Source organism: Pseudomonas sp. SH10-3B, from assembly GCF_019891415.1.
Taxonomy (GTDB): Bacteria; Pseudomonadota; Gammaproteobacteria; order Pseudomonadales; family Pseudomonadaceae; genus Aquipseudomonas.
This window is the reverse complement of record NZ_JAFLXD010000020.1, coordinates 52,037-67,160: the sequence shown is the minus strand read 5'-3', so window position 1 is coordinate 67,160 and position 15,124 is coordinate 52,037. Positions and strand designations below refer to the sequence as shown.

At 62.0% G+C, this 15,124-nt stretch carries 12 protein-coding genes; 4 read left to right on the top strand and 8 right to left on the bottom strand.

Annotation, left to right across the window (positions count from 1 at the left end; translation table 11 throughout):
- Window positions 1-46: 46 nt before the first annotated feature.
- Genes J1G35_RS16500 through J1G35_RS16490 form a run of 3 tightly spaced genes read left to right on the top strand, consistent with a single transcriptional unit; the run spans window position 47 to window position 3,012 of the window.
- Window positions 47-2,152, top strand: a complete 2,106-nt coding sequence (locus J1G35_RS16500) for an EAL domain-containing protein (protein ID WP_053128092.1) — start codon at window positions 47-49, stop codon at window positions 2,150-2,152.
- A gap of 43 nt (window positions 2,153-2,195) precedes the next feature.
- Complete coding sequence (locus J1G35_RS16495; protein WP_027606033.1) at window positions 2,196-2,696, top strand: M48 family metallopeptidase; 501 nt, start codon at window positions 2,196-2,198, stop codon at window positions 2,694-2,696.
- Window positions 2,697-2,715: 19 nt separating this feature from the next.
- Window positions 2,716-3,012, top strand: a complete 297-nt coding sequence (locus J1G35_RS16490) for a winged helix-turn-helix domain-containing protein (RefSeq protein WP_053128093.1) — start codon at window positions 2,716-2,718, stop codon at window positions 3,010-3,012.
- A 106-nt stretch (window positions 3,013-3,118) separates the two neighbouring features.
- Here the strand turns inward: J1G35_RS16490 and J1G35_RS16485 are convergent, their stop codons facing one another.
- Entirely contained in the window at window positions 3,119-3,571 is a 453-nt protein-coding gene (locus J1G35_RS16485; protein WP_053128094.1) for a GNAT family N-acetyltransferase, read from the bottom strand.
- Window positions 3,572-3,772: 201 nt separating this feature from the next.
- Between J1G35_RS16485 and J1G35_RS16480 the strand changes: the two genes are divergently transcribed.
- Window positions 3,773-4,510 carry a transporter substrate-binding domain-containing protein gene (locus tag J1G35_RS16480; protein ID WP_223015464.1) on the top strand — a complete coding sequence of 246 codons (738 nt, stop codon included), beginning with the start codon at window positions 3,773-3,775 and terminating at the stop codon, window positions 4,508-4,510.
- 29 nt (window positions 4,511-4,539) lie between these two features.
- On the opposite strand, the gene yccS is transcribed toward J1G35_RS16480, so the two are convergent.
- From yccS to J1G35_RS16445, 7 genes are all read right to left on the bottom strand, one after another.
- Window positions 4,540-6,723, bottom strand: a complete 2,184-nt coding sequence (gene yccS, locus J1G35_RS16475) for a YccS family putative transporter (protein WP_053128096.1) — start codon at window positions 6,721-6,723, stop codon at window positions 4,540-4,542.
- A gap of 219 nt (window positions 6,724-6,942) precedes the next feature.
- Window positions 6,943-8,127, bottom strand: a complete 1,185-nt coding sequence (locus J1G35_RS16470; protein WP_223015487.1) for an NAD(P)/FAD-dependent oxidoreductase — start codon at window positions 8,125-8,127, stop codon at window positions 6,943-6,945.
- Window positions 8,128-8,219: 92 nt separating this feature from the next.
- Window positions 8,220-9,557, bottom strand: a complete 1,338-nt coding sequence (gene dbpA, locus J1G35_RS16465) for an ATP-dependent RNA helicase DbpA (protein ID WP_235865629.1) — start codon at window positions 9,555-9,557, stop codon at window positions 8,220-8,222.
- Between the two features lie 130 nt (window positions 9,558-9,687).
- Window positions 9,688-11,115 carry a multidrug transporter subunit MdtD gene (mdtD, locus tag J1G35_RS16460; RefSeq protein ID WP_053128100.1) on the bottom strand — a complete coding sequence of 476 codons (1,428 nt, stop codon included), beginning with the start codon at window positions 11,113-11,115 and terminating at the stop codon, window positions 9,688-9,690.
- A 36-nt stretch (window positions 11,116-11,151) separates the two neighbouring features.
- The gene (locus J1G35_RS16455) at window positions 11,152-12,042 is read right to left on the bottom strand and encodes an alpha/beta hydrolase (protein WP_223015463.1); all 891 of its coding nucleotides are present in this window, start codon (window positions 12,040-12,042) and stop codon (window positions 11,152-11,154) included.
- A 225-nt stretch (window positions 12,043-12,267) separates the two neighbouring features.
- Window positions 12,268-13,584 carry a TldD/PmbA family protein gene (locus tag J1G35_RS16450; protein WP_223015462.1) on the bottom strand — a complete coding sequence of 439 codons (1,317 nt, stop codon included), beginning with the start codon at window positions 13,582-13,584 and terminating at the stop codon, window positions 12,268-12,270.
- The gene (locus tag J1G35_RS16445; protein WP_223015461.1) at window positions 13,584-15,026 is read right to left on the bottom strand and encodes a TldD/PmbA family protein; all 1,443 of its coding nucleotides are present in this window, start codon (window positions 15,024-15,026) and stop codon (window positions 13,584-13,586) included. Before J1G35_RS16445 ends, J1G35_RS16450 begins: the two co-directional genes overlap by 1 nt.
- Between the last annotated feature and the right edge of the window lie 98 nt (window positions 15,027-15,124).

Sequence of the window (15,124 nt, the reverse complement as noted above, 5' to 3'; positions counted from 1 at the left end):
TTTTCTCTCAGAAGTGACCGGAGTAGACCCAAGGAAGAGACCCAGCATGGAATGCGCTCCACCTCATGGCGATGGCAGTTCGGTTCTTCTGGTGGTCGATGACTACCCAGAAAATCTGATCAGCATGCGTGCGCTTCTGCAACGTGATGATTGGCAGGTGGTGACCGCCGCGTCCGGGGTGGAAGCCCTGGAGTTGCTGCTGCAGCATGACGTCGACCTGGTGCTGCTGGATGTGATGATGCCCGGCATGGACGGCTTCGAAGTCGCCCGCTTGATGCGCGGCAGCCACCGAACGCGCATGACCCCGATCATCTTTCTGAGTGCCAACGCCCAGTCGCCCGCCGCGGTGCTGGAAGGCTACGCCAGCGGCGCCATCGACTACCTGTTCAAACCCTTCGACCCGCACATTCTCAAGCCCAAGGTCCAGGCGTTGCTGGAGCACCAGCGCAACCGCCGGGCCTTGCAGCGTCTGAGCCATGATCTGGAATCCGCCCGGGCTTTCAACGCGTCGGTGTTGGATAACGCCGCCGAGGGCATCCTGGTGGTGAGTGAAGAGGGAGTGATCGAATACGCCAATCCGGCGATTTCACGTCTGCTCAATGCCACGATCCAGGAACTGCAAGGCCAGGAGTTCCTGAATTTCCTGCAAAAGCCCCATGTACCCACCTGGCTGGAATCGCAGATGTACGCCGGCTACTGCCGCGGTGAAACCTGGCGTTTGCACGACGCGCTCCTGCGCACCGGCCGTGGTCAGCAAGTGCCGGTGGCATTGTCCTGCGCGCCGCTGCCTGCTGAGCAGAAGGCCATGGTGGTGACGGTGCTGGATATGTCCGAAGTGCGCCACCTGCATCAACAATTGGAGTTCCAGGCCGTGACCGATCCGCTGACCGGGCTGTTGAACCGGCGCGGTTTTTACCAGGCGGTGGAGAACACCTTATTGCGCGGCGAGCGGACAGAGCTGTCCCTGGTGTTGCTGTACCTGGACCTCGACGGCTTCAAGCGGGTCAACGATTCCCTTGGTCATGATGCCGGCGACCGTGTACTGCGCTGGGTCTCTGAGCAATTGCAGGGCTGTCTGCGCTCCTACGACATTATCGGCCGCATGGGCGGCGATGAATTCACGGCGTTGCTGGAACTTGAGTTCCCGGAGCAGGCGGCAAAAGTTTCGGAAAAACTGATCGAACGGGTCTCGGCGTGCCAGCAGGTCGACGGTTTGGACGTAATGCTCGGCGTCAGTATCGGCATTGCCACCTTTCCCGACTGTGGCTCGGATTTGAACGGTTTGTTGCGTGCGGCCGACATCGCCATGTACGAAGCCAAGCGCGCGGGCCGTCAGCAGTATCGCTATTACGACCAGGAAATGAACGGGCGCGCCCGCTCGCGGCTGATGCTCGAAGACAGCGTGCGCACGGCGATTCAAAACAAGGATTTCACCCTGGTCTATCAGCCTCAGGTCTCGCTGGTGGATGGGCGTTTGCGCGGCGTTGAGGTGTTGTTGCGCTGGCAACACCCCAGTGTCGGCGATGTGCCGCCGGGGCTGTTTTTGCCGTTGCTGGAAGAGGCGCGGCTGATCAGCCAACTGAGCGCGTGGATTTACCAGCAGGTCGCCGCCCAGCGCCAGGCATGGCAAGCCACGTTCGACGATGAATTGGTGCTGAGCGTGAGCCTCAGCAGCAGCCAGTTCAATATGCCTAACCTGGCCAATCAGTTGCAGCAGATGCTGGAGCGACATGGGCTGCAGGGGCGCCAGTTGGAGGTGGAAATCGGCGAGGACTGCCTGATGAGTAACCTGGAGGAGGCCGCCAAGCAGCTCAAGTTGCTGCGCCGCATCGGGGTGCGTATCGCCCTGGATGACTTTGGTTCGGGGCAGTGTTCCCTGGCGCATCTGCGCGACCTGGCGTTCGATACGCTCAAGCTTGACCCGCAATTGGTCGCGCGACTGCCTGGCTCGGCAAGGGATGCGGCGTTGGCGCGCAGCATTATCGAGCTGTGCGGGCATTTTGAGGTGGTCGTGGTGGCCGAAGGTGTAGAGACCCAGGAACAGGCCCAGTGGCTCAAGGCCCAGGGTTGTGCGTTTATCCAGGGACCATGGGCGGCGCAGCCGTTGATGGCTGAAGAAGTGGTCGACTGGTCACGCGCCCGCGTGCGCTGAATTCGCTACACTGGCGCCCATCCGAATCCTGTTGCAGACCCCAATGACCGCGCTGAAATACCTCCAGGCCTACCCCGCAGCCCTCCAGGAGCAAGTCCGCCAACTGATCGCCAAGGACCAGTTGGGCGCCTACCTGGAGCAGCGTTACCCCGATCGCCACGGGGTGCAGAGCGACAAAGCCCTGTACGCCTATGCCCAGGCCTTGAAGCAGGAACACCTGCGCAACGCGCCGGCCATCGACAAAGTGCTGTTCGATAACCGCCTGGACCTGACCCACCGCGCCCTTGGCCTGCACACCACGATCTCGCGGGTGCAGGGCGGCAACCTCAAATCCAAGAAAGAGATCCGCATTGCCTCACTGTTCAAAGAGGCCGCGCCGCAATTCCTGCGCATGATCGTGGTTCACGAGCTGGCGCACTTCAAGGAATCGGACCACAACAAGGCGTTCTACAAACTCTGCGACTACATGATGCCCGGCTACCACCAGGTGGAATTCGACCTGCGGGTGTACCTCACGTATCGCGACCTGCAGGGCAAACCCTGACCGCACAAGGCGACTGACCATGGATGTGAGCAAGACCAAAAGCAGCTTCTACCGCCGCCTGTACGTGGCGTACCTGATCGACAGTGGGCTGGCCAGCAGCGTCCCGGCGCTGACCGACGTCACCGGCATGCCCCGGCGCACCGCGCAGGACACGATTGCGGCGCTGGCCGACCTGGATATCGTGTGTGAGTTCGAGCAGGAAGATGGGGCCCGCAACCATGCCGGGCACTATCGGATTCGCGATTGGGGCGCGATTGATCGGGGGTGGATCGAGGTGAATCTCAGCCAGATCAAGCGGGTTCTGGATTACCCCTGAGTTCAGCGGTGGCTGGGCCGACGCTATCGGGAGCAAGCCCCCTCCCACATGTTGACTGTGTTCACAAATCAAAACTGTGGGAGGGGGCTTGCTCCCGATAGCGTCCTCAAGCGCGCCGCATCCCTATATGTGGAATGTCATCCTCCAGGTATTCCTCACCCGCCACCACAAACCCATACCGCCCGTAATACCCCTGCAAATGTGCCTGGGCTGACAGGAAGATCGGCGTCTCAGGCCAGATCTCGTCAATCTGCCTGAGGGTTTCTTCCATCATCTGGTGCCCAAGCCCGGTACCCCGTGCAACCGGCGCTACGATCACGCGGCCGATCACCACATCGCCGCCCTGGGACTCCGGGTCCAGCAGGCGCAGGTAGGCCACCAGCTCATCGTCTTTCCAGGCCATCAGGTGGTGGGTATCGCCCTCCAGGTCCTGCCCGTCGATGTCCTGGTAGATGCACTTCTGTTCGACAACGAAGACCTCGCCGCGCAAGCGCAAAATGGCGTACAGCTGCTCCTTGCCCAGGTCAGTGTGATGCTTGCAGACCCAATCGACTGTCATGGTGTGATCTCACGTAAATGTCTGTTCTGGATAGTAAGCGCGGCGAGCAGCGGTGTCTAAATCAACTATTTTTGTGAGTGAAATCAATTTGCCATCATTGAGTGCGTTCGCCGCCCGTTACTTTGTGTAATCTGAGCTAATGTTAGAACCTCAGGCGCTGCCTGAGCTAAGGCCACCGCCTGCCCGCCAAGGACTTTGAGCATGCCGCGATTGTCTCGTGCCGTTGCTTTGATTGGAGTGTTGTTGCTGGCAACGCCTGTGTTTGCACAGCGTCTGCGCCTGGTCGCGGATGCCTGGCCGCCCTTTACCGATGCCACCTTGATCAATGGTGGCTTGGCCACCGACATCGTCAGTACCGCCCTGGCCCGTGCGGGCTATGCCAGTGACTTCGAGCAAGTGCCCTGGGCTCGCGCGTTGATGGGCGTGGGCGACGGGCGCTATGACGTATTGATCAACGCCTGGTACGACGAGGCTCGTACGCATTTGGGGCAGTTCTCCGGTGAATACCTACTTAATCGCGTGCGTTTCATCAAGCGCCGTGACGATCCCATTGAATTTCAGAACCTGGAACAGTTGCACGACTATCCCATTGCGGTGGTGCGCGGTTATGCCTATTCGGCGCCGTTCGATGGGGATGCGCAGTTGCAGAAAATCCCGGTGCATAACTTCGCCATGGCCGTGCGCATGCTGGCGGCGCAGCGGGTGCGGTTGACGGTGGAGGATGAGTATGTGGCGCGCTATTACCTTTCGCGCGAGTCGGCGCGGGTGCGCAATGCGGTGGAATTCTTACCCACGCCGCTGAGCGAAAACAGCCTGCATATTCTGGTCAGCCTGAAGCACCCTGAGCATGCGCAGATCGTTGCCGGTTTTGACCGCGAGATTGCCAGGATGAAGGCGGATGGCAGTTATGCGCGGTTGATGAAGGCCCATGGCATGTAGTGCCTGTGCGGGCCTCATCGGGAGCAAGCCTAAGCCGCGCTGGTATCTTTGATCAAATGCGCCGCCAAGGTGCGCAACGGCCCCAACTGCCGACAGATCAACGCCAACTGTGTCTGCACCAATCGCTGCCCTTCATCAATCTCATCCGGCATCTGCTCCAGATCTGCCGCCAAGGCCTCCTCGGCATCGCTCTGAATCGCAATCGGCTGCTTGTTCGCCAGCCCCGTGGCGATTTCATCAATGCTCGCCGCCAGGCTGTTACCGGCACCATCGATCAAATGCTCGCGCACCTCGGCCGGCAGCTGGGTTTCGCGGTGTGCACCGAGCCCCGAGAGGTAGCTGAGCAAGGTGTGCGACAGCACCAGGAAGCGGAAGCCCACATCCGCTTCCTTACGGAAATGCCCAGGTTCCATCAGCATATTCGCCAAGGTGGTGGACAGCGCCGCATCGGCGTTGTGGGCATTGCGTCGGGCCAGACGGTAGGCCAGGTCGTCGCTCTTGCCGGCGGCGTATTGCTGCATGATCTGGCGCAGGTAGATGCTGTTGCAGGTCAGGGTGTTGGCCAGCACTTTGTTCAGGCGCCGACCTTGCCAGTCCGGCAGGAACAGGAAGACCGCCAGGCCTGCAATCAAACTGCCGAGCAGGGTATCGAACAGGCGTGGCAGGAACAGCCCGTAGCCATCGCCCACCTGGTTGAAGCAGAACAGCACCATCAAGGTGATCGCCGCCGTGGCCAGGGTGTAGCGGGTGGTGCGGTTGATAAAGAACACCAGCCCGGCGGCGATGGCGAACATCGATTGCACCAGGGGGCTGGGGAACAGGTCGAACAGCGCCCACGCCACGGTGAGGCCGATGGCGGTGCCGATGATCCGCTGGCCGAGCTTGCGCCGGGTAGCGCCGTAGTTCGGTTGGCAGACAAATAATGTGGTGAGGATGATCCAGTAACCCTGGGAGGCGTGGATCGCATGCAGCATGCCGTAGCCGACGGTCAGCGCCAGGGACAGGCGCAGCGCATGGCGAAACAGCAGCGACGTCGGCGTCAGTTGCGTGCGCAGGCGCGTCCACATTTCCTTCAGGTTGCGCGGGGCGCGGTCCAGCAGGTTGCTGTCGGTGGCGTCGGCCAGGGCATCGGGATTGCTGGCGTCGCCGAGCAGGCGGTCGAGGGTGGACAGGTTGGCTGCCAGCGCCCGCAACGAACGCAGCAGGCCGCGCCAGGCCGGGTTGCTTTGGACGCGCAGGTGTTCCAGGGAGGCATTCAAGTCGCTGAGGGCTTCGGCGAAGCTGTCGTCATAGATGAATGGCTGGCGCAGCTGGATCGACTCGGCCAGGGCCTGGCAGGCCTTGCCTTGCTGGCGTAGCAGGCGTTGGCAGCGGAACAGCACATCGCTGTGGAAGAACGCATCGGCCAGGGCGTTGTAAGGGTAGTGGGACGAGCTGGCGCGTTCGTGGATGTCCTGGGCCAGGAAGTACAGCTTGAGGTAGCGACTGACCTTCGACCCCGGCCGGCCATTGCCGACGCGGTGCAGGATGATTTCCTTCGCCGCATTCAGCGCCGCCACCACCCGGCCATTTTGCTGGGCCAGTTCCAGGCGACGAGCTTCCACGTCCAGTTGGCGAATCGGTTCGAATAACGATGATTTGAGCTTGAGGTAACGCCCCAGTTCGCGGAACAACCGCGCCAGGCTCTGCTGCACCGGCTGATTGGAGAACAGCGCCTGCCACAGCACCGACAACGCGCCATACCAGGCGGCACCGGCCACCAGCAGCAACGGCTCATGCCAGAAGTCGCTGACGGCGCCCCCGCGCTGGTCTACGCCGATCATGGTGTAGACCGACAGGATCAAGGTGGCCGAGGCAATCGCGCCATAACGTTCGCCCAAGGCGCCGAGCATGGTCAGGCAGAACGTTGCCAGGGCCAGGGAGATGGCGAAAATCCAGGGGTAGGGGAACAGCAGCTCCACCGACAGCGCGGCGATGCTGAAACACACCAGCGTCACCGCCAGGGCGTTGAGGCGGCCTTGCCAGCTGTCGTCGGTCTCGGCCAGGGCGCTGGCGATAATCCCCAGGAACAGCGGGATCAGCAGCGTCATTTCATCCTGATACCAGCACAGCGCCATGCTGCCGGTGAGGGCGATGAACACCCGAATGCTGTAGCTGAATTTATCCAGCGCCCACAGGCGCCGCATGGACTGCTTGAACGAGGTCGATGACATGAAGTCTGGAGTCTTCCGGGACGATGCCGCTAAATTGAGCCATCAGTGACGCCACGGCAAGGGTGGTGATCACATCTGGCAGCAAATTATTCCCAGGCATACCGTAAATCAAATGTGGGAGGGGGCTTGCTCCCGATTGCAGTGTGTCAGTCAGAACATCTATCACTGATACACCGCTATCGGGAGCAAGCCCCCTCCCACATTTTTTACTGCGTCGTGTCAAACAAACTGCGCGGCCGCATAACCCGACGCCCAGGCCCACTGGAAGTTAAACCCGCCCAGGTGCCCGGTCACATCCAGCACTTCGCCAATAAAGTACAAGCCTGGGCTTTTCAGCGATTCCATGGTCTTGGACGAGACTTCCCGCGTATCCACCCCGCCCAAGGTCACCTCAGCCGTGCGGTAGCCTTCGGTGCCGGCAGGCACCAGCTGCCAGCTCGACAGTTTTTGCGCGATGTCGGCCACTTCGGCGTGGGTGTATTGCTTCATCGGCTTGGACGCGAACCAGGTGTCCGCCAGCAGGTTGGCCATCTTCTTGGTGAAGATTTCACCCAGCAGGGTTTTCAGCTCGCTGTTGGGGCGCTCGACCTGTTGCTGTTGCAGCCAGGTGTGGGCGTCGTGGTCGGGCAGCAGGTTGATCTCCACCGTGTCGCCGGACTCCCAGTAGGAGGAAATCTGCAGAATCGCCGGGCCGCTGAGGCCGCGATGGGTAAACAGGATGTTCTCGCGAAAGCTCTGGCCGTTGCAGCTGACCAGGCAATCCACCGAGGTACCGGACAACTCGCCGCACAACTCCTTGAGCTGGTCGGTGATGGTGAACGGCACCAGCCCGGCGCGGGTCGGTAACAGCTCGTGGCCGAACTGCCTGGCCACTTGATAGCCAAAACCGGTGGCGCCCAGGGTCGGGATCGACAGGCCGCCAGTGGCGATCACCAGGGATTCGCAGCGCAGTTCACCCAAGGTGGTCTGCAACTGGTAGCCGCCGTCGACCTTGGCGATTTCTTCAATCGAGGTGTCCAGGTGCAGGCTCACGCCGGTCTGGATGCACTCGTCCAGCAGCATGCCGAGGATGTCACTGGATTTGTTATCGCAGAACAGTTGGCCGAGTTTCTTCTCGTGGTACGGCACACCGTGCTTGGCCACCAGCCCGATAAAGTCCCACTGGGTATAGCGGGCCAGGGCCGACTTGCAGAAGTGCGCGTTGTGCGAGAGGAAGTTGGCGGGCTCGGTGTACATATTGGTGAAATTGCAGCGGCCACCGCCGGACATCAGGATCTTTTTGCCGGCCTTGTTCGCGTGGTCGATCAACATCACCTTGCGCCCACGCCCTGCGGCGGTCAGTGCACACATCAGGCCTGCGGCGCCGGCGCCAATGATCACAACTTCGGTCGAGCGCACAGCAATGTCCCCATACAAATTCTGAATTGGAATGCAGTTAATGTGGGAGGGGGCAAGCCCCCTCCCACATTGGATCTCCATATAGGTTGGAGGTCGTGTTACAGGATCCGCACACGCAACGAACGGCCTTTGATCTTGCCGTCGTTCAAACGCTGCAACGCCTGCTTGGCGATGCCGCGTTCCACGGCCACGAAGGCCTGGAAGTCGAAGATCGCGATCTTGCCGACCTGGGCACCCGGGATGCCGGCTTCGCCGGTCAATGCACCCAGGATGTCGCCCGGACGCACTTTGTCTTTACGGCCAGCAGCGATGCACAGGGTGCTCATCACCGGCAGCAGCGGACCACCGCTTTGCGGCTTGAGGTTATCCAGTTGGTCCCAGTTCAGCGGCGACTTCTGCAGTTGCTCGATGGCTTGGGCGCGGTGTGCTTCGGACGGCGCCACCAGGCTGATGGCGATGCCGGTCTCGCCGGCGCGACCGGTACGGCCCACGCGGTGGATGTGGATTTCCGAGTCGCGGGCCAGTTCGACGTTGATCACCATGTCCAGCGCGTCAATGTCCAGGCCGCGGGCGGCGACGTCGGTGGCCACCAGCACCGAGGTGCTGCGGTTGGCGAACATCGCCAATACCTGGTCACGGTCGCGCTGTTCCAGGTCGCCATGCAGGCCGACAGCGGAGATGCCCTTGGCCGTCAGGTGATCCACGGTTTCCTGCACTTGCTGCTTGGTGAAGCAGAACGCCACGCAGGAGGCCGGGCGGAAATGCGCCAGCACCTTGGTCACGGCGTCCATGCGCTCTTCCGGGGAGATCTCGTAGAAACGTTGTTCGATCTGATCGTCGGAGTGGAACGCTTCGGCCTTCACTTGCTGCGGCGCGCGCATGAACTTCGAGGCCAGCTGCTTGATGCTCACCGGGTAGGTGGCCGAGAACAGCAGAGTCTGGCGGCGCGGCGGGGTCTTGCTGATGATGTCTTCGATGGCGTCGTAGAAGCCCATGTCGAGCATGCGGTCGGCTTCGTCGAGGATCAGGGTGTTCAAGCCGTCCAGCACCAGCGAGCCTTTACGCAAGTGTTGCTGGATACGGCCCGGGGTGCCGACGATCACGTGGGCGCCGTGCTCCAGGGAGGCGATCTGCGGGCCGAGGGACACGCCGCCGCACAGGGTCAGGACCTTGATGTTGTCTTCGGCGCGGGCCAGGCGGCGGATTTCCTTGGCGACCTGGTCGGCCAGCTCACGGGTCGGACACATCACCAGGGCCTGGCAGCCGAAGTAGCGCGGGTTGATCGGGTTCAGCAGGCCGATGCCGAACGCAGCGGTCTTGCCGCTGCCGGTCTTGGCCTGGGCAATCAGGTCCAGCCCCTTGAGGATCACCGGCAAGCTTTGCGCCTGGATCTGCGTCATCTCGACATAACCCAGTGAGTCGAGGTTAGCCAGCATGGCGGCGGACAGGGGCAAAGTATTAAAAGCGGTGGCGATGGTAGTCACGGGACTGGCTCTGCAAAACAAAATGTCGCGCAGTGTACCAGCCCTGTGGGAATTTCCCCGCAAGTTCTAGACGAGACGCCCGTTAATGCTCGATATGCTGCTCCGGGCTGGCCGCCCGTTTGCCGTCTTGGGGCGACAGTTGCAGGAAGATCGCCGCCGCCAGCATCGCCATGATGCCCACGGTGAGGAAGGTCAGCTGGAACGCGCCGAGCACCGTGCTCACGCCGTCGTTGCCCGATTCGGCGGTAAACCCGCCGAGCAGCGCACCGGCGCAGGCCACCCCCAGGCTCAGGGACAGTTGCGCCACCACCGACAGCAAACTGTTGCCGCTGCTGGCCTGGGCGTCGTCGAGATCGATCAGGGTGACGGTGTTCATCGCGGTAAATTGCAGCGAGTTGATTGCCCCCAGCACCGCCAGCATGGCCAGCAGCAGCGGGTAGGGCGTCTGCTCGCTGACCAGGCCCATGCTCGCCAGCATGATACCCAGCGCCAGGGTGTTGCCGGTCAGCACGATGCGGTAGCCCACACGCTCGATCAGCGGCCGGGCGATGGACTTGGCAAACATTGCCGCCGCCGCCAGGGGCAGCATGCTCATGCCGGCCTGGGACGGCGAATACCCCAGGGCCACTTGCAGCAGCAACGGCACCAGGAACGGCAATGCGCCGCTGCCCAGGCGCGCGAACAGGTTGCCGAGGATGCCCACGGCAAAGGTGCGGGTCTTGAACAGTGCCGGCGAAAACAGCGGATTATCGATATGCCCGGCGCGCAGCCAATACGCCGCGAGGCACGCCAACCCGCCGAACAGCAGCAACATCACCCGCAGGTGCGGCAGGTGCAGTTCACCCAGGCCTTCCATGGCAATGGTGATCAGCACCATCGCCGCGCCGAACAGCAGGAAACCGATGCCATCGAAGCGCGTACGTTCGCTGCCGCGCAGGTCGGGGATGAATTTCCACACGGCATAGCAACCGATCATGCCCACCGGCAGGTTGATCAGGAAGATCCAGTGCCACGTCAGGTACTGCACCATCCAGCCGCCCATGGTCGGGCCGAGCAAGGGGCCGAGCAGGCCGGGGATAGTAATGAAACCCATGATCCGCACCAGCTCGGAGCGAGGGTAAGCGCGTAGCACCACGAGTCGGCCGACCGGCAGCATCAGTGCACCGCCAAGGCCCTGGATGACCCGCGCGCCCACCAGCATGGTCAGGGTACTGGACAGCGCACACAGCAAGGAGCCGATGCTGAACAGCATGATCGCGCCGAAGAAGATTTTCTTGGTGCCGAAGCGGTCGGCGATCCAGCCCGAGGCCGGGATCAGCAAGGCGACGGTGAGCATATAAGCGATCACCACCCCTTGCATGCGCAGTGGGTTCTCTGCCAGATCCCGCGCCATCGCCGGCAGTGCGGTGTTGAGAATCGTCCCATCCAGCGATTGCATGAAGAAGGCAATCGCTACCACCCAGGGGAGCCAGCGGGCGGTCTTGGCATCGAGAGGGGCACGATCTGGCATGGGGTACCTTTTTGTTAGCCGGCTATGTGTCGGCGATTATGCGCCATTCGTCGCTCCTTTTCCCACTGGCGGTTCGTCTAAATCCGACAAGTTCGCGTGCTCTCCCACCAGGAAATCCAACAACGCACGGTGCACCGCCAAAGCCGCCTCGCGGGACTCCAGGTCCAGTAAATGCCCGGTGTGTTCGGCCACGGCAAAGCTGCTGCGGTCGACGTAGTGCTTGAACAGTTGGGCATCCGCGGCGGGGGTGTATCCATCCAGTGCGCCGTTGAGAAAGTGCACCGGGGTTTCGATCTTTTGCAGTGCCGGCAGGTAGTTGCCATCGCCCAATGCCAGCACCTGATGGATATGAAAGCGCGCCTGGCGGTACTCGGTGGTGGCCATGTTCGACAGGTGCCGATGGTTATTACGCTTGAGGCGCGGCGACAGGTATTGGCCGACGGTCTCGTTGAGCAGGTGCCCGACGGCGGATTTGTCATCGGCCTCGATCAGCACCCGCACGCGCTCCACATAGTCGAGCATCGCCTGGTTGAGGTTGGGCGCCAGGGCCATCACCACTGAGCTTTCGATGGATGGCGGGTTGTGCGCCAGGGTCAGCAGCGTGGAGATGCCGCCCCATGAGGCCGAGACCAGGTGATTGACCTGGAAGCGCTCGACCAGGGCGCGCAGGATTTGCACCTCGTCATCCTTGGTCACCAGGTCGAGGTCGGTGTTGTGTTCGCGGGAATAGCCCGAGAAGGGCAGATCGAACAACAGCACATTGAAATGCTCGGCCAGGCATTTACTGGTGCGGGCGAATGAGCGGGTGGTGGACAGTGCGCCGTTGACCATCAAGACGGTCTTCTTTTGCGAATCGTTTCCTAGTTGCTCAACATGAACGTTGTAGTGCTTGAACAGCTTTTCTATGACAAAACTTCCATGGTTCATGTCAACGCTCCAGCTTGTCCTTCCCGGACAAGGTCGTGCTCTCGTGGGTGAGGTGGCGTGGTGCCACTAACCGTTATAACGAGGTTTTTTGCAGGCGACAACAAGCTGCCCGTGCAGACTGGGAGGAAGAGAATTTACCGTAGGACGGGCCGAAACCGAGCTGTCTGAAATCAGCGCAAGACAATGCGGGAGGGGGCAAGCCGCCCTCCCACACGGGTTTTGTATTTACAGGGTCAGGGTCAGGCGTTTGACCAGGGCACCCGGCAACAGGTTGGACGCGGTATTGCGCTGACTGTAGGTGCTGGCCGACAGCAGCAGTTCGCGCTCAGCCGTCAGCGCTTCCAATTGCGACCCGAGCAACTGGTAGACGCTGTCATCAAAACGCATGGTGCTGACCGGCGCCTTGATCTCGCCGTCTTCCACCCAGAACGTGGCGAAGCGCGTCATTCCGGTCAGGCGTGCGGCGGGCAGGTCGGAGTAGTTCAGGTACCACAGGTTACTGATGTAGAGCCCGGTGCCCAGTTGCTTGAGGATATCGGCCTGGGCCAGGGTGCCCGCCGCAATCTGCAAGGCGCTCGGTGACTCATCGCCGCTGGCGCCGTTGGCGCTGAGGCCATATTCGGCGGCGCTGCGCGAGTTCACCAGTTGGCCTTCGGCCTGGCCGGCGTTGATCAGCGTGACGTCACTGCGCGGGTAGCCTTCGCTGGAGAACGCCTGGCTCAGGGAGTCGGTGATGTGTTCTTTCACCGTTACCAGCGCGCTCAGGGACTGTTCACCGGCATACAGCCGTTGCAACGAGCTGCCTTTGCTGGCGATGGCCTGGGCGGAAAAACCACCCCAGGTGATGATGCTGAGGATTTCTTCCAGCGCCGCCGGGGCGAGGTAGGCGCGGTATTGTCCGGGCGCCAATGGGTGCAGCGGGCGGCCGAGGAACTCCAGCTGTTCACGGGCGAGCTGGAAGCGCCGGGCGAACTCGGCGCTGTCCCAGGCGTCGCCGGCGTAGCTGGCTTTTACCGCCTCGCCATTGGCGTGGAACAGGCTGAAATCGAAGTTGAAGCTATTGGCCTGATGCCAGCCAAACGCGCCGTCCGAACTGGCAAAGCCCCGGCTGATCGGACCGGCGGCATAGAAGCCGACCAGGTCGACGCCATCGGCCGCCTGGCTGATTTCTTCCAGTACCTGGGCCAGGTCGGGCAGGGGGCGGGCCTGTTCGTTGTGGCTTTGCCAGGCGTTGTGGTTGAGCAACAGGTACGGGTCATGCGGCAGCAGCGGCAGGGTTTCGCGCAGTTGCTGCAGACCGTCGGCGAGACGCTGACGATCCAACTCGGGCTCGCCGGCCAGGGTGATGCCGAGGTCGGCATGGCGGCCATCGTTGATCAGCTTGAGGGTGAGGCTGGCCTGCTGCACCTGCCCGGCCTGACGCACCTTGGCGTGGTTGAAGCGCACGAACTCCGACGATTCTGCCGCGTAGCCCAGGTGAAATTGTTCCTTGTCGGTGATGGCCTGCTTGAGCCACTGCACCAATGCCTTGAAGTTGTTCATCAGGCATCTCCCCCAAATACGTCAACGTTGCTGAACACACAGGCCGGCGACGCATGGCCGACGCGGATCACCTGGTTGGGCTCGCCCTTGCCGCAGTTCGGCGTGCCCAATACCTTGAAGGTACTGGCGTCGCCCACGGCGCTGAGGTTGCGCCAGAACTGCGCGGAAATCGCCCGGTAGTTAGGGTTTTTGACCACGCCCTTGAGTTCGCCGTTTTCAATCAACTGGCCCCACTCGCAGCCGAACTGGAACTTGTTGCGCGCATCGTCGATGGACCACGAACGGTTGGTCGACATCAGGATGCCGCTTTCGATGCCGCCAATCAGTTGCGCCAGGCTCTTGTCACCGGCTTCGATATTCAGGTTGGCCATGCGGTCGATCGGCGGACGGTTCCAGCTGCTGGCGCGGCTGTTGGCCACGCCGCCCATGCCGGCGCGGAACTGCGACAACGCCCCACCCAGCGGCTTGAGCAGCAGCCCTTCGCGGATCAGGAATTGTTTGCTGGCCGCGGTGCCGTCGTCGTCATGGCCGTAGCTGGCCAGTTGCTCGGGAATGTCCGGGTCGAACGTCACGTTCAACAGCTTGGAACCGTATTGCAGCTGGCCGAAGTCGCTGGCCTTCACAAAACTGGTGCCGGCGTAATTGCGCTCGTCGCCGAGGATGCGGTCGAGTTCCAGCGGGTGGCCGATGGACTCGTGGATCTGCAGGATCATCTGGTCGGGCATCAGCAGCAGGTCGCGCGGGCCCTGGGGCGTGTTTGGCGCCAACAGCAGTTGCAGGGCTTCGTCGGCAATGCGCGGCGCGGCGCCGACCAGGCCGAAGCGGCTGATCACGTCAAACCCGCCTTGCTGGCCGAAGTTGCTGCCGCCGAGGGTGCGCGACTGGCTGTCGTTGCCGTCGTAGGCGGTGACATTGATGCCAGGGAACACAAACCGCTGGGCCTGGCGCAGTTCGGCGCCGGCGCTGTTGAGGTAGATCTGCTCGACGTGGGTCAGGCCGAGGCTGACTTCCCAGTTCACCAGGCGCTCGTCCTGGGGCACCGCAGAGGACTCATCGCCGAGCAGTTGGTAGCAGTCGCTCAGGGACGGGAAGGCTTGCTCAATATTGGGCGACAGGTAGTCGGCGACGTCGCTGGACACCTGTTGGTCGCGCAAGTCGAGCAGGGCATGGGGTTTTATCAAGCGGGCTTGCTGTTCGGCGCGCTCAAGGGCGGCTTGCAGGCCGGCGAGGGAAATATCGTGGGTGGCGGCGTAGGCTTCTGCACCGTTGACACGCACGGTGAGCATGACGCCTTCGTCGTGGTTCAGGTGGGGCGGTTCGGCGACGTTCTTGCGCACCGACAGGTACTGGCCGGATTCGCGCACGTAGCGCAGGGAGAAGAACTCGGCGGTGGTGCGCAGGGCACTGAAATGCTTTTTGAGTGTGGCGTGGTGGTCGAACATGGGGCCTTCCTTGTGGGCGGCTCAGCGCGGGCAGGCAAACAGAGTAGGCCTGGGCTGGGGGCTGATCAAGGAGAGGTGATTCTTTGTGGCAAGTGCCC

Excerpts from the sequence above, each read along its gene's own strand:
- J1G35_RS16490 (WP_053128093.1), top strand. The coding sequence starts at position 2,716 with ATGGATGTGAGCAAGACCAAAAGCAGCTTCTACCGCCGCCTGTACGTG.
- J1G35_RS16455 (WP_223015463.1), bottom strand. The coding sequence starts at position 12,042 with ATGAACCATGGAAGTTTTGTCATAGAAAAGCTGTTCAAGCACTACAAC.
- yccS (WP_053128096.1), bottom strand. The coding sequence starts at position 6,723 with ATGTCATCGACCTCGTTCAAGCAGTCCATGCGGCGCCTGTGGGCGCTG.
- J1G35_RS16480 (WP_223015464.1), top strand. The coding sequence starts at position 3,773 with ATGCCGCGATTGTCTCGTGCCGTTGCTTTGATTGGAGTGTTGTTGCTG.
- J1G35_RS16450 (WP_223015462.1), bottom strand. The coding sequence starts at position 13,584 with ATGAACAACTTCAAGGCATTGGTGCAGTGGCTCAAGCAGGCCATCACC.
- mdtD (WP_053128100.1), bottom strand. The coding sequence starts at position 11,115 with ATGCCAGATCGTGCCCCTCTCGATGCCAAGACCGCCCGCTGGCTCCCC.
- dbpA (WP_235865629.1), bottom strand. The coding sequence starts at position 9,557 with ATGCTGGCTAACCTCGACTCACTGGGTTATGTCGAGATGACGCAGATC.
- J1G35_RS16500 (WP_053128092.1), top strand. The coding sequence starts at position 47 with ATGGAATGCGCTCCACCTCATGGCGATGGCAGTTCGGTTCTTCTGGTG.
- J1G35_RS16495 (WP_027606033.1), top strand. The coding sequence starts at position 2,196 with ATGACCGCGCTGAAATACCTCCAGGCCTACCCCGCAGCCCTCCAGGAG.
- J1G35_RS16485 (WP_053128094.1), bottom strand. The coding sequence starts at position 3,571 with ATGACAGTCGATTGGGTCTGCAAGCATCACACTGACCTGGGCAAGGAG.
- J1G35_RS16445 (WP_223015461.1), bottom strand. The coding sequence starts at position 15,026 with ATGTTCGACCACCACGCCACACTCAAAAAGCATTTCAGTGCCCTGCGC.